Annotated in this window: 14 protein-coding genes; 6 read left to right on the forward strand and 8 right to left on the reverse strand. The window is 40.9% G+C overall.

Annotation, left to right across the window (positions count from 1 at the left end; all coding sequences use genetic code 11):
• Nucleotides 1-4: 4 nt before the first annotated feature.
• Nucleotides 5-475: an SRPBCC family protein gene (locus DC498_RS14340; protein ID WP_116874914.1), complete on the reverse strand. Its 471-nt coding sequence runs from the start codon at nt 473-475 to the stop codon at nt 5-7.
• 66 nt (nt 476-541) lie between these two features.
• Nucleotides 542-1,135, reverse strand: a complete 594-nt coding sequence (locus DC498_RS14345) for a hypothetical protein (RefSeq protein ID WP_116874859.1) — start codon at nt 1,133-1,135, stop codon at nt 542-544.
• Between the two features lie 54 nt (nt 1,136-1,189).
• On the opposite strand from DC498_RS14345, the gene DC498_RS14350 reads away from it, so the two are divergent.
• Nucleotides 1,190-1,378 (forward strand): hypothetical protein, encoded by a 189-nt coding sequence (locus tag DC498_RS14350; RefSeq protein WP_165813847.1) that lies wholly within the window; start codon nt 1,190-1,192, stop codon nt 1,376-1,378.
• A gap of 38 nt (nt 1,379-1,416) precedes the next feature.
• Here DC498_RS14350 and DC498_RS14355 read toward each other — a convergent pair whose 3' ends face one another.
• The 6 genes from DC498_RS14355 to DC498_RS14380 all read right to left on the reverse strand — a co-directional run bounded on the left by DC498_RS14355 (nt 1,417) and on the right by DC498_RS14380 (nt 7,078).
• Nucleotides 1,417-1,698: a hypothetical protein gene (locus DC498_RS14355; RefSeq protein ID WP_116874861.1), complete on the reverse strand. Its 282-nt coding sequence runs from the start codon at nt 1,696-1,698 to the stop codon at nt 1,417-1,419.
• A gap of 50 nt (nt 1,699-1,748) precedes the next feature.
• Nucleotides 1,749-3,203, reverse strand: a complete 1,455-nt coding sequence (locus tag DC498_RS14360; protein ID WP_116874862.1) for a M6 family metalloprotease domain-containing protein — start codon at nt 3,201-3,203, stop codon at nt 1,749-1,751.
• A 297-nt stretch (nt 3,204-3,500) separates the two neighbouring features.
• Entirely contained in the window at nt 3,501-4,217 is a 717-nt protein-coding gene (locus DC498_RS14365) for a 3-keto-disaccharide hydrolase (protein ID WP_116874863.1), read from the reverse strand.
• Between the two features lie 6 nt (nt 4,218-4,223).
• Entirely contained in the window at nt 4,224-4,661 is a 438-nt protein-coding gene (locus DC498_RS14370) for a c-type cytochrome (RefSeq protein ID WP_116874864.1), read from the reverse strand.
• A gap of 64 nt (nt 4,662-4,725) precedes the next feature.
• Nucleotides 4,726-5,781 carry a sugar phosphate isomerase/epimerase family protein gene (locus DC498_RS14375; RefSeq protein WP_116874865.1) on the reverse strand — a complete coding sequence of 352 codons (1,056 nt, stop codon included), beginning with the start codon at nt 5,779-5,781 and terminating at the stop codon, nt 4,726-4,728.
• Between the two features lie 139 nt (nt 5,782-5,920).
• Nucleotides 5,921-7,078, reverse strand: a complete 1,158-nt coding sequence (locus DC498_RS14380; RefSeq protein WP_116874866.1) for a Gfo/Idh/MocA family protein — start codon at nt 7,076-7,078, stop codon at nt 5,921-5,923.
• A gap of 235 nt (nt 7,079-7,313) precedes the next feature.
• Between DC498_RS14380 and DC498_RS14385 the strand changes: the two genes are divergently transcribed.
• The 5 genes from DC498_RS14385 (at nt 7,314) to DC498_RS14405 (ending at nt 14,148) form a co-directional block, all read left to right on the forward strand.
• On the forward strand, nt 7,314-8,219 hold the full coding sequence (locus DC498_RS14385; RefSeq protein ID WP_116874867.1) for a hydroxypyruvate isomerase family protein: 906 nt from the start codon (nt 7,314-7,316) through the stop codon (nt 8,217-8,219).
• 64 nt (nt 8,220-8,283) lie between these two features.
• Nucleotides 8,284-10,059 carry a GMC oxidoreductase gene (locus DC498_RS14390; protein ID WP_116874868.1) on the forward strand — a complete coding sequence of 592 codons (1,776 nt, stop codon included), beginning with the start codon at nt 8,284-8,286 and terminating at the stop codon, nt 10,057-10,059.
• Between the two features lie 44 nt (nt 10,060-10,103).
• On the forward strand, nt 10,104-10,688 hold the full coding sequence (locus DC498_RS14395) for a gluconate 2-dehydrogenase subunit 3 family protein (RefSeq protein WP_116874869.1): 585 nt from the start codon (nt 10,104-10,106) through the stop codon (nt 10,686-10,688).
• Between the two features lie 217 nt (nt 10,689-10,905).
• The gene (cls, locus tag DC498_RS14400) at nt 10,906-12,357 is read left to right on the forward strand and encodes a cardiolipin synthase (RefSeq protein ID WP_116874870.1); all 1,452 of its coding nucleotides are present in this window, start codon (nt 10,906-10,908) and stop codon (nt 12,355-12,357) included.
• Between the two features lie 147 nt (nt 12,358-12,504).
• Complete coding sequence (locus DC498_RS14405; protein WP_116874871.1) at nt 12,505-14,148, forward strand: UxaA family hydrolase; 1,644 nt, start codon at nt 12,505-12,507, stop codon at nt 14,146-14,148.
• The last annotated feature ends 39 nt before the right edge of the window (nt 14,149-14,187 follow it).

Raw genomic sequence — 14,187 nt, forward strand, 5'->3', positions numbered from 1 at the left:
CAAATCAGAATAGTTCTTTCCACCGTTCGCTCTCAGCGAATTGTTTTATCGTTTCATTCCTTTTTTCTAATAAGGCAGTCATATATTTCTTTAGAAATAATCTGTCAAATATTTCACCTGCAATACCAAAAGGAACTTTATACATGAATTCATCTGTCATAATGGTGTGATCAGCATTCCTTTTAAAATAGTGCTTATGCGTAATACTTTTAAAAATGCCTTTCAGCATGCAATCCTCAAAATAAACAGGGAAATCCATCTCCGTAATTTTCATTTCAAGGTGCTGGTAAATGCCGAAATGTTTAGCCCGCCACTTTACGGTATCTCCCTTTTCAAATAAACCTGTTGCTTTGCCGGCAACCACGGATTCATTTGTATCAATGGTTGATATTTTATGCAATTCCACGCTCCGGGAAAGATCGAAGCAGATTTCCGGGGATGAATATATATTGGTATTGATTTGTATAATGGTCACAGGCTTATATAAACGCTTTGCGAATATATAAACCTGTTGCAAATAATCTAACCGAGGTTATTACTATTAAAAATGATATTGTAGCCCTAAACCAGTGATGAAAAGGCTATTCTTTAGTTTTTTTGTATCGGCCCAGGAAGCAGTAAATGATCCAATGAGGTCGAGATGACGTGCTACTGCATATCCTATAGAAGGCGCAATAGCAGGAGCCCATGTTCTTGAATAATGGATATAAGATACACCTGCATTAGCTTCGATAAACCAGCCCCCAACTTCATCGGTAAACCCATCAATCATGTAACGGGGTACTCCAAAATTAAACCGGTAACCGCCAGTTAATAAAAGTGTGCTTATATTATTGTAATGCCCGCCATCAAATCCCTTAAAAAAATCTCCATCTGTAGCAGGGCTATGCAATGCTTTGAAAGTAATTACATATTCATGAAAAGTATCGTGGTTTTTTTGCGCTTTGAACATCATTTTCGCGGCGCCGCTCACTCCGTATCTGCCCGGGTATTCTGCTGCATTAAAATTTCCTTCTGCCGTTAAAGCAAAGCGAAGTGGCTTTGTGGGATAGGTGACTGTTTGATTAATTTGAGCTGATGCAAGGTTGATGCCAAGGAACAGGCATAGTCCTGCAAAAAGTACACTTTTCTTCATGATTAAGAGGTTTGAGGTTGAAACAATTGTATGTTAATAATAAATGACGACTTGTTGAAACAATTGGTTCCAGGAAAGGATAGAAAACTTAGAATGCTTACAAGGGATAATGAACTTGAAGAAGTAACCGGTTTTACCGGATTTAAAAGAATGGATTTAAGAGAATCCGCTACAACAAATAGTGCAAGCGGTAATGCAAATGTATATTTTATTGCAGAAGTTCCTAAAAAATTATGCTTATAACTACCAATAATTAATCTATGATAACAAACAAAGGTTTTTTATATAAGTTTAATTATACGCCATAAGCCTGGATCCACTTTTTTTAGTTCAGCTTTAATAGTAGCTTTTTCATTAATGTCAGCAGATATACAGCTCTCTTTGCTTATAAGGGCTTTGAGTTTGTTATCTTCCTTTTCATTAAATAAAAATGGTTCTTCCTTTTTGGGCGAAGCGCTCTTAACATCTAATGATAATATATTAAAGTCGCTCTGCTCACTATACGTTTCCGTATGTGTTACAATAGCTACAATAATAGCACAATTAGGCCTTATCGGGGGCATACATCAAACTGATATTTTTAATAAAGCTACTGATCTATTTATTGCAAAGATTATTTCTTCTTTTTCGCTGGCTTTTTTGTAGCGGCAGCGCCTGGTTTAACGTAAATATCTGCAGTGATTTTTCCGCTGCTAAGCTTAATATTTCTGATGGCTACTTTTGTATCCAGTCCGCCATAACTTTTGCTGTTAGGTTTTGAGGAACGGCTGAACGTTTTTTTTCTCGAGGTTCCCGGCCAAACGTCTCCTGTGTCACCTCCGTTTGTTCCCTTTTCCAGGTGCTGATTTCCATCTGCCTGCAGAAGCGCTACTTTATAATGCTGTTCATTACTGTTATCTTCCATTGAATCGTCTACATGGTAAATGAGTAAGCCTTCTGAAGGAATATATTTATCATAGTTTTTTTTCATTCTATGCTCTGCAAGAAAGTATTCATTACCAGGGCCGCCATCCCTCCACAGCCGGTATACTTTTTTCCCGGATTTTACATCCTCTATTACAACGCCGGCGGAGTTAGCACTCTGGTTAATAGTGGTAACCCAGTTTTGCTGCACTTTGCACCATGCACAGGGATGAGCAGGGGTAAGTCCATTGTTATTCCAGCTGCCTCCTGCCATAAGGCACCAGTTGCCAATACCTTCACTGGTATAATCAATATCGTACAGGTCAGGAAATCCAAAAAGCAAGTGTCCAAGTTCATGTGCGCATACTCCCAACTCACAGTCTTCCGGAACGGTAAGATAAGCGTATATACTTGTTCCGTCTGCGTTATACACCTGTGGTAATACCCATTTATGGCTCCATATATCGTTTGAGCTACCTGTTACCTCGGCTCCCGGTCCGGCATGAATCACCACAAAAGCATCAACATATCCATCGTTATCATTATCATAAGTACTAAAGTTTATTTTTGGGTTTGCGGCCCGGGCAGCATCCTGTGCCAATGTACGTGCATTCGGCGTAGCATTGCCCGTGCCGCTGTCGCCATGCGCGTACTCGCTTAATTTCCTGGGCATCCTGTAAGGACCAACTACCTGCCCGGTAATAGATACCAGTCCATTGGTAACTTCTTTATAATATTCTTTTACGCTGCCTGTTGCTATTACCCCTTCACTAAAAAACAAATTTTCAAACCTTTTCTTAGGCTGTGTCATTGGTTTATCGCTGAAATCAACCAGTATAACTGCTACCTTAAGTGTGCCCTGCAATGGCGCTCTTGATGCTGAACGAACACGCACTCCGTTAGCAGAGGTTCCCAAGGCAAATACACTTCCTGGTTTTAATAATCCATCATTAAACCCTAATCTTGATTTTGCCAAAGGCTTAATCAGGGTACTTAATACAGAGCTTCCCAGGCTTCTTTTTACCTGCTTTAAATCTGCCTTTAATTTCTTTTTTAATTCAGGGCTTGGGGCTATCATGCATCTTTCTCCATTATTACTTTCAGCTGCGGCATTAATGATATTAATATAATTACCCAGTAATTCAGGTATTTCCTGCTTTTCCATGTTATAATTTTTAAATGCTTAAAAATTCAGGGAGGATCAGTTATGATGTGTTATAGAGTAAGGAGCAAATAGCATCGGCTTCGATAAATTAAATGTACTCTTTATAAGCGGTTACAGCAATACCTATTTAGGGTAGTACCCGGATTTATTTTCCTTTTAACTATTGCATAACCATAAAAGACAGGAGTAGGAACATTGATATAATCATTAACCCGAACATGAAAGGGATGACCACAAAAAGTAAAAGGCTGTCCTTTTAGAACAGCCTCTTTTACTTTATCTGTAGTAATGGTATTATTACAATTTTCTGATCTTGATATTCTTAAACCAAACTTCATTACCGTGATCCTGCAATGCAATACGACCTTGTTTTGCTTTTGCGAATCCAGGCATATTTTTAAACTTACTGTTTGCTACCATTTGGTTCCAGGCATCATCACCAATTGTGGTTGATACAACCTTAGCGCCGTTTTGCCAGAGTTCAAGTTTGCCTTTGTGAAATTTTATGGTAATGCTGTTCCACTCTCCTGGAGACTTTACATTTTCGGGTTTGCTGGTAATCAGATCATATAAGTCGCCGGCACGGTGTTTTATGATCTTTGCATCCGGGTGACCGTTATTATCCAGCACCTGCATTTCAGGCCCGGTTAAATAAGAACGTTTGTATTCAGGGGATTCATTTACCAGAAAAATAACACCGCTATTACCATTAAGGGATATCTTCCAGTCGAGCTTTAATTCAAAATCTCCATATTCTTCAGCGGTAGTTGCATCACCGCCGGCTTCTTCGCCCTCGTGGGGTCCTAAATACAAGGTGCCATCCTGAACAGACCACGCTTCGCCTAAATTTGTTTTACCGTATGAATGCCAGCCATTGGTAGTTGTACCATCAAAAAGTAATGTCCATCCTGCTTTCTTTTCTTTAGCAGTCAGTTCATTGTCCCTGGTTTGAGCACTTAGATTATTTAACGCTAAAACTCCCAATGCAAAACCACTCAATATTATTTTTTTCATTCTTTATTATTTGATTGTAAGAATATATTTTACCATTGCTTCGCAATCTTCTTCGGATAAAGTTGGGTGAGGCGCCATTGGAATTTCACCCCAAACACCAGCACCTCCTTCTTTTATTTTTTTTGCAAGTTTTGCTATGTCTTTCTCATTATATTTTTTTGCAACTTCTGCATATGAGGGTCCAACCAGCTTTGTTTTCTCCTGGTGACATGCGAGGCAGTCACCACCAGCTATCAGCGCTTTTCCATCTTTTGCAGGTGGCGGTGGCGGCACAGCTACTGTTACCGCGCCTGTTGCAGAATCAACCACAAAGGCTTTTTTAGCCTTGGTTTCACCAATCTGTGGATTAATACTGGCGCTTATCGGTTTTTTTGGTTCTGAAGGATGGTTGCCACAGGCATAACAAATCACTGCTAAAATCAGGGCCGATGAAATTTTCTTCATTACTTACTTTATTTAAATTGTCATGATTATGTCAAAAAAACGGCCATAAATATCCGAAGAAAAACTACTCAAGCCCCAAAACCTTGCGATTAAATTTTTCGTCGCTGCCTGTTCCGGCAAAATCATCAAATGCGTGCTCTGTAACACGAATAATATGATTTTTAATGAACGGCGCTCCTTCAGCAGCTCCCTGTTCAGGGTGTTTCAGTGCACATTCCCATTCCAGCACAGCCCATCCTTTATAATTGTAGGCTGCCAGTTTACTGAAAATAGATTTAAAATCAACCTGTCCGTCGCCCAACGAGCGGAAACGACCAGCACGTTCCACCCAGCCCTGGTAGCCACCATATACACCTTGTTTACCTGTTGGGTTAAACTCCGCGTCTTTTACATGGAACATGCGGATGCGCTCATGGTAATTATCGATATAATCCAGATAGTTTAAGCATTGCAATACAAAATGGCTTGGATCATACAGCAGGCAGGCTCTCGGGTGATTTTTAACTTTCTCCAGAAACATTTCGTAGGTAATGCCATCATGTAAATCCTCGCCGGGATGTATTTCATAGCACAGGTCAATTCCCTGCGCATCAAATTCATTTAATATGGGCAACCAGCGGTTAGCCAATTCGGTAAACCCGGTTTCTACCAATCCGGCAGGGCGTTGCGGCCATGGATATACCGTATGCCATAATAAGGCACCGCTAAAGGTAGCATGCGCATTCAAGCCAAGATTCCTGGAAGCTTTGGCCGCGTTTTTCAGATGCTTTACCGCCCATTCTGTACGGGCCTTTGGATTATTATGATATTGCGCCGGGGCAAAGCCATCAAACAGTGCATCATATGCCGGATGCACAGCAACCAACTGCCCGATTATATGAGAGGCTAGTTCTGTGATCTGTAATCCGGCTTCGTTTACCACACCTTTTATTTCATCTGCATAGGTTTTGCTTTCAGCCGCTTTATCTATGTCAATAATATGGGTAGCCCATGTTGGTATCTGCACACCCACATAACCCAAGCCTGCCGCCCATTCGCAAATAGATTTTAAATTATTGAAAGGCGCTTTATCGCCTAAAAACTGGGCAAGGAAAATACCGGGGCCCTGTACGTTCGTCATGACTATAAAATTTTAAAATTCTTAAATAAGGTGGAAGGTGAAGGGTAGAGGGCAAAAAACACAGGTTTGATGTCTGTGGTTTGCCATTTGCCGGTTATTAGGTAGAGACAAGGCATACCTTGTCTCTACACGCTGTACCCTACACCGTAAAATCAGTCCATTTTTCGCTGCTTCCTCCGCTCTTCACCACATTATCAATAAACGCCATACCTCTTACACCATCAGCCGCTGTTGGAAAATCCAGCATTTCTGTAGTAGGTGTTGTGCCATCAAGCTTTGCGGAAAGAGTAAGCGCAAAATTGCGATAGATATTACCGAAAGCTTCAAGATAACCTTCGGGGTGACCTGCCGGCACCCGCGTATTATGCTTGGCAAAACTGCTGAGGTAACCGCCGCCTGTTCTGTATATTTCTGTAGGTCTATCAAGCCATTTCAGCAATAAAGTGTTAGGTTCCTGCTGCGCCCATTCCAGTCCGCCTTTATCGCCATACACCCTTATCTTAAGCGCGTTTTCTTCACCGGCGGCAATCTGCGATGCTATAAGCACTCCTGCCGCGCCGTTGTCAAATTTCAACAACACATTTCCATCATCATCAAGTGCACGGCCCGGAACCATAATATTTAAATCCGCACAGAGCTTTGTTATACGTGAACCGGTAATGTATTCTGCCAGATGCGCGGCATGTGTACCGATATCTCCCATGCAACCAGATTTACCTGATTTAGATGGATCTGTTCTCCATGCGGCCTGTGCATTACCTTCCCTTTCGCTCATGCGGGTTAACCACCCCTGCGGATATTCTACTATTATTTTTTTGATCTTTCCCAATGCACCATCCTTTACCATTTGCTTTGCCTGCTTAACCATCGGGTAGCCGGAATAGGTATGCGTTAATGCAAGAACAAGTCCTGTTTCTTCAACCTTTTTTTGCAGCTTTTTAGCTTCATCCAAAGTAAACGTGATTGGCTTTTCAACCACTACATTAAAGCCATTATCCAGTGCCATATATGCAGGATCAAAGTGTACGAAGTTCGGTGTAACAATGGTTAAAAAATCCATACGTTCACCTTCCGGAAGCTTTGCTTCCGCTTTTATCATTTCCTGGTAGGTAGTATATGTTCTGCTTTCAGGAAGAAATAATGACTTTGCGGAATCTTTTGCGATATCAGGATTGTGGCTTAGTGCGCCACAAGCTAATTCAATCAGGCCATCCATGTTGGCAGCAATACGATGAACGGCGCCGATGAAGGCATCCTTGCCTCCGCCTACCATTCCCATTTTTAATTTTCTGTTCATGAAAAAAATATTAACGTGATAAAAAATCTGAAGAGGGATTAAAAATAAAACATTTACGTTTACTGCAATTTCTTTTTATGTGAAATAATTTTACAACTGTATTGGTTCACAGCATTAATTTTAATATAGCCACCTTATTTCTCCCTTTTAAGAATTCTCAAAAAAATGCAGCTTAACAATCAAAAAGAAATTTATTTATAAAACATTTCCTACCTTAACTGCCAGTTATAAGGTTATGTCCACTTCATCATCGAATCCACGCAGGCGTGCCATAAAGCATATTATTGCAGGTTCTCTGGCAATAGGCACCACGCCGGCATTTGCCGGTTCTGTTTCTTCCAAACGTGGGGAAGAAAGCAATTATAATATGAAAGGAAATATCAATCATTCGGTATGCCGCTGGTGTTATGGCAGCATATCCCTGGAAGAGTTTTGCGCGTCTGTAAAGAAATTAGGCATCAATGCTATTGATCTTATTGGACCAAAGGATTGGCCGGTACTGCAGAAATATGGTATTTATTCTTCTATGTGCAACGGGGCCGAAATAAATCTTGAGGATGGCTGGAATCATACCGAGTTTCATCCGCAGTTAATAAAAAATTACAGCGAAATGATACCTCTTGTTGCTAAAGCAGGCTATAAGCAACTTATTTGCTTCAGTGGCAGCAGGCGGAATCTCGACAATGAAACCGGCTGGAAAAACTGTGCCGATGGTTTAAAACAGGTAATAGGTATTGCTGAAAAATATAAGGTAACACTGGTAATGGAACTGCTCAACAGTAAAATTGACCACAAAGATTACCAATGCGACAGAACAGCCTGGGGGGTAGAATTGGCCAAACGCATTGGATCTGAAAATTTCAAATTGCTGTACGACATATATCATATGCAGATTGATGAGGGAGATGTGATAAGAACAATTAAAGAATATCACCCTTATATTTCTCATTATCATACAGGCGGTGTTCCCGGCAGAAGGGAAATAAACGAGACCCAGGAATTGTATTACCCTGCTATAATGAAAGCTATCATTGATATTGGCTTTAAAGGATATGTAGCGCAGGAATTCATCCCTACACCCAAAGATGCTCAAGGACAGATTGCATCACTAGAAGCTGCGGTAAAAATTTGCGATGTATAATCCAGTCACATATATTTTTAATAATTTATTAAAAACAGATTGCTAATTGATTAAACTATAACTTATGCCGGAAAACGTTTATGATGCTATTGTAATTGGCTCGGGAATAAGTGGCGGATGGGCCGCAAAAGAGTTGACCGAAAAAGGACTGAAAGTAATTATGCTGGAACGTGGGAGAAATATTGAACACGTAAAAGATTATGTAAATGCCAACAAAAATCCGTGGGAGTTTCCGCACAGAGGCGGGCGCACGCAACAGATGGTTCATGATTATCCTGTATTGAAAAGAGATTATCCTTTAAATGAAACCAACCTCGATTACTGGTGCAGCGATAAGGAAAATCCTTATACAGAAATCAAACGTTTTGACTGGTTCCGTGGCTACCATGTTGGTGGGCGTTCATTAATGTGGGGCAGGCAGAGCTACCGTTTGGGTGACTGGGATTTTGAGGCAAACGCAAAAGAAGGGGTTGGCGTTGACTGGCCGGTTCGCTATAAAGAAATTGCTCCCTGGTATGATCATGTTGAAAGATTTGCCGGCATAAGTGGATCAAAAGAAGGATTGCCGGAATTGCCCGACGGACAATTTTTACCTCCTATGGAAATGACCTGTGTTGAAAAAGATGTGGCAGCCCGCATAAAAGAAAAATTCGGCGGCAAAAGAAAAATGATTATTGGCCGCACAGCTAATATTACTGTTCCTTTTACCGATCAGGGAAGACAAAATTGCCAGTTCCGCAATAAATGCTGGTTGGGTTGCCCTTATGGCGCTTATTTCAGCACACAATCTTCTACATTGCCTGCCGCTATGAAAACAGGCAACCTCACACTGCGCCCCTGGAGCATTGTTACCAAAATTTTATACGATAAGGATACAAAAAGAGCTACCGGCGTTGAAGTGCTGGATGCTGAAAGTAACAAGACATATACGTATACTGCCAAAATTATTTTCCTTAATGCATCTGCACTTAACAGTGCATGGGTGTTGATGAATTCTGCAACAGATATATGGCCCGATGGGCTTGGAAGCAGCAGCGGAGAACTGGGGCACAATGTAATGGATCATCACCTTGGTGTAGGCGCCGGTGGAGTAGTGGATGGCTATGAAGATAAATACTATTTTGGTCGTCGTGCCAATGGTATTTATATTCCACGTTACAGGAATTTCTTTGGCGATAAGAGAGACTATCTCCGTGGCTTTGGCTACCAGGGAGGAGGAAGCAGGGGCGGTTACAGCCGTTCGGCAGAAGAGGTGTCCCTGGGAGCAGACCTTAAGAATGCGTTGGTTGAGCCAGGTGTATGGACAATGGGTATAGGAGGCTTTGGTGAAACACTGCCTTACCATGAAAACAGGATATATATTGATAAGAATACCTACGGTGATAAAATGGAGCAATTCAATGATCCCGTTACCGGCAAAGACCTTGGTATGCGCCCTGTTCCTGATAAAAACGGAAAGCAACGTGTAGATAAATGGGGCTTACCTGTACTGGCTATGGATGTTGAGTATAAAGAGAATGAAAAGAAAATGCGCAAGGATATGCTGAGCGATGCTATTGAAATGCTGGAAGCTGCCGGCGTAAAAAATGTGCAGGGGCGCGAAGGAGACGGCACTTTAGGAAGAGGTATACATGAAATGGGAACCGCACGTATGGGGCACGATCCTAAAACATCTGTTTTGAATAAATTTAACCAGGTATGGGATGCGCCGAATGTATTTGTAACAGATGGGGCGTTCATGACTTCAGCGGGTTGCGTAAATCCATCTCTTACTTATATGGCTTTTACAGCAAGAGCTGTTGATCATGCATTTAGTGAATTAAAGAAACAAAATCTTTAATGTAAGGGTTAAAAATTTTTTTGACAATCTTAAAAACGAATTATATGAACAGACGTGATGCCTTATCGAGAGTTGCCCTGATACTTGGAGGAACCGTGATTGGCGCTAACGCTTTTTTAGAAGGATGTAAACCTGCTGATAAAAAAAGCAGCGATGATAGCAGCGCTAAACCTTTGTTTGCTGCTACAGACGCTGCCTATCTTGATGAAATAGCAGAAACAATAATACCTGCAACAGATACTCCCGGCGCCAAGGCTGCTAAGGTTGGCGCTTTTATGACAGTGATGGTAACGGACTGTTATCCTGAAGCTGATCAAAAGGTGTTTATTGATGGAATGAAAAAACTGGAAGAAGCCAGTAAGAAAAAAAACAACAAATCATTTATGGATAGCAGTGCCGAAGAACGTAAAGCGCTGTTGATTGATATTGATAAAGAAGCCAAAGATTATATGGCTTCTAAAAAGAATGAAGACCCCAAGCATTACTTCAGAATGATGAAAGAGCTTACCCTGCTTGGCTATTTTACTTCTGAACCCGGGGCTACACAAGCCTTGCGCTATGTAGCAGTACCCGGAAAATACGAGGGTTGTGTAGCATATAAAAAAGGCGACAGGGCCTGGGCGAGTTGATAAAATATTGTTGAAATCAAAACAGAAAAGTTTAGATGAATGAAGCATCTAAACTTTTCTGTTTTACAGGAATGCTGATCGTTATTATCAAACGCCTTTGAAATGCAGAACTACTTACACTCCTGCTCACAATAAATTAGTATCTTTCTTATAAAGAATGCAATCATTTTCCGGCAACTCCTTTATCCAAAACAATATACTATAAGCGTTCTACATTATGAACTGGCTGTTACTTTTCGAAATACTTTATATTATCGCCCTTATTCTTGTTTGCTTCCGCATTATTTATGATACGCAGAACAATATAAAAACGCTGGCATATCTTCTGTTGGTAGTATTTATCCCTGTAATCGGCGCAATCATATATTTCTCTTTTGGCATTAATTACAGGAAGCGAAGAATGTATGACAAAAAGCTGGTTGCCGATGATGTGCTTGCTGAAAAAATAAGGATACAATCATTGCAGTCTTCTCAAAAAACCTACAATGAAAACAAAGCGCTATTGGAAAGCAACCGTGAACTTGCTTATATGCTGGTGAATGGCAGTATGAGCACATTAACCGGCGATAATGATGTAAAGCTGCTGATTAACGGGGAATCAAAATTTCCTGAAGTTATTGCTGCATTAGAAAAAGCAAAACACCATATTCATATAGAGTATTACATTTTTGAGGATGATGAAATAGGAAAAACTGTGGAGGAAATTCTTATACGCAAAGCAAAAGAAGGCGTTGAGGTGAGATTTATATATGATGATTTTGGCAGCCGCTCTATCCGCCGCACATTGTCTAGGCGATTAAGGAGTAATCATGTGCAGACTTTTCCGTTTCATAAAATAATTTTTGTTGCACTGGCCAACCGGCTTAATTACAGAAACCATCGCAAAATAATTGTAATAGATGGAACCATCGGATTTATTGGTGGGATTAATGTTAGCGACAGGTATATTAACGCAAAAGAAAACAAGCTCTTCTGGCGTGATACTCATCTTTATATTCAGGGCTCCGGTGTAAGGTATCTCCAATATCTTTTTATGTGCGACTGGAATTTTTGTGCTAAAGATCATTTAAAGCCAAATGAAGCGTTCTTTCCTGAATATTCATCTATACCTAAAGCAGGAAACAAAATAGTGCAGATTGCAGCCAGCGGACCAGATTCAGAAGTGCCTGTTATTTTGTTTTCTATTTTACAGGCTATTAATCTTGCCACCCAGGAAATATTAATTACCACACCCTACTTCATCCCCGGCGAAAGTGTTATTGATGCGTTGCTGGTATCGGCAATGGGTGGCGTTAAAGTAAAAGTTTTAGTGCCTGATAAATCTGATTCCATAATAGTGAATGCAGCCGCTAGGTCATATTACGGTGATCTCGCAAGAGCAGGTATTGAAATATATTTATACAGGAAAGGATTTGTACATGCTAAAACACTTGTTGCCGACAGAAAGCTTTCTGTAGTTGGCACAGCTAATATGGACTACAGGAGTTTTGATCTGAATTTTGAAGTAAATGCTATTGTATACGATAAGGAAATCGCTAACCAGATGGCAGATGTTTTTTATAACGACATTAAAGACGCGGAACTGGTGGATATAGAAAAATGGGATAAGCGACCGCTTTATAAAGAGATGATAGAAAAAACAGCAAGGCTGATTTCGCCATTATTATAATGATATAATTTTTCAGCAGAGATATTTCCGTATTCAATATACTCACCGCTTACCCGCAAATTCAATTTTTATTATCACCCCCCATTTTAATAATTTCGCTGCCTGTTCTACTATTTAAACCCCGGATATTCCACTAATTTTTGAACGATGAAAGCAAGAGTTCTGAAAATACATCCCAAGGATAATGTATTGGTTGTCCTCACAAACCTGAAAAAAGGTGAAGTAATTGAGCATAACGGAAACAGTTATACGCTGGTTGATGATGTTGACGCCAAGCATAAGTTTTTTATTGACGATATGAAGGCCGGCGACTCTGTATATATGTATGGCGTGCTGGTAGGTAAAATCCAGTTTGATGTGCCGAAAGGCGGCAGAATGACAACCGATAATACCAAACATGCGGCTGATGCTTATGCTTATCGTGCTGCAAAATATGAGTGGCATGCGCCGGACGTATCAAAATTTGCCGGCAGAACCTTTAATGGTTACAAACGTAGCGATGGAAGAGTGGGAACGGCCAATTACTGGCTTTTTCTGCCCACCGTGTTCTGCGAAAACAGGAATCTTGATGTAATAAGGGAAGCTTTGCACAATGAATTGGGATACGCCGTAACTGATAAGTATAAATCCTATGCTAAATCTTTGGTGGATGCCTTTAAAGAAGGTGCAGATCTGGGCAGTGTTGATATCACAGCTTTACAACCCGATCCTAAACAACGCAGGGTATTTAAAAATATAGATGGCATAAAATTCCTGAATCACCAGATGGGTTGCGGCGGTACCCGGCAGGATGCCAAAACGCTGGGTGAATTGCTCGCTGCCTATTCTGATCATCCTAATGTTGGGGGTATTACCGTGTTGAGTCTGGGTTGCCAGAACCTGCAGGTGCAGGACTATCTGAAATATTTGAAAGAAAGAAATCCTGGTTTTGATAAACCGTTATATGTTTTTGAGCAGCAGCAATCACAAAGTGAAGAGCAACTGGTGGCAGAAGCTATTCGTAAAACTTTTGAGGGGCTTGTTGAATTAAATAAACTCGAACGTACTCCCGCTCCTTTATCGGAAATGTGTGTAGGCGTTAAGTGTGGCGGCAGTGATGGATTCAGTGGTATATCTGCAAACCCGGCGGTGGGCTATTGCGCAGACTTACTGGTAGGGTTAGGCGCAAAAGTGTTATTGGCTGAGTTCCCGGAATTGTGTGGGGCAGAGCAGGAGCTGATTGACCGTTCGGTGGATGAAGCAACTGCCCAAAAATTTATTACGCTTATGCGTAACTATGATGAGCTGGCACATAAAGTGGGTTCTGGATTTCACATGAACCCTTCTCCCGGTAATATTAAAGACGGGTTGATCACTGATGCTATAAAATCAACCGGTGCTGCTAAGAAAGGCGGTACATCTCCTGTGGTTGATGTGCTGGATTATACAGAGAAAGTGAAAAAACCGGGATTGAGCCTGGTTTGTACACCGGGCAATGATGTGGAAGCAACAACCGGTAAAACGGCCTCTGGTGCTACATTGATATTGTTTACTACCGGACTGGGAACGCCAACCGGTAATCCTGTTTGCCCAACCATTAAAGTAGCCACCAATTCATCTTTGGCAAGAAGAATGAAAGATATTATTGATATAGATACCGGCGGAATTATTGAAGGAGAAAAAACCATTGAACAAATGGGAGAAGAGATACTGGAATACTGTATAAAAGCAGCCAGTGGCGAAGTAATTCCCAAAGCCGTACAGCTCAACCAGGATGATTTTATTCCGTGGAAGAGAGGAGTATCTTTGTAAAAGTGGTAACTGAACCATAAACTAAAACCATAAACTTTA

This window comes from Terrimonas sp. (assembly GCF_003075435.1).
Lineage (GTDB): Bacteria > Bacteroidota > Bacteroidia > Chitinophagales > Chitinophagaceae > Agriterribacter.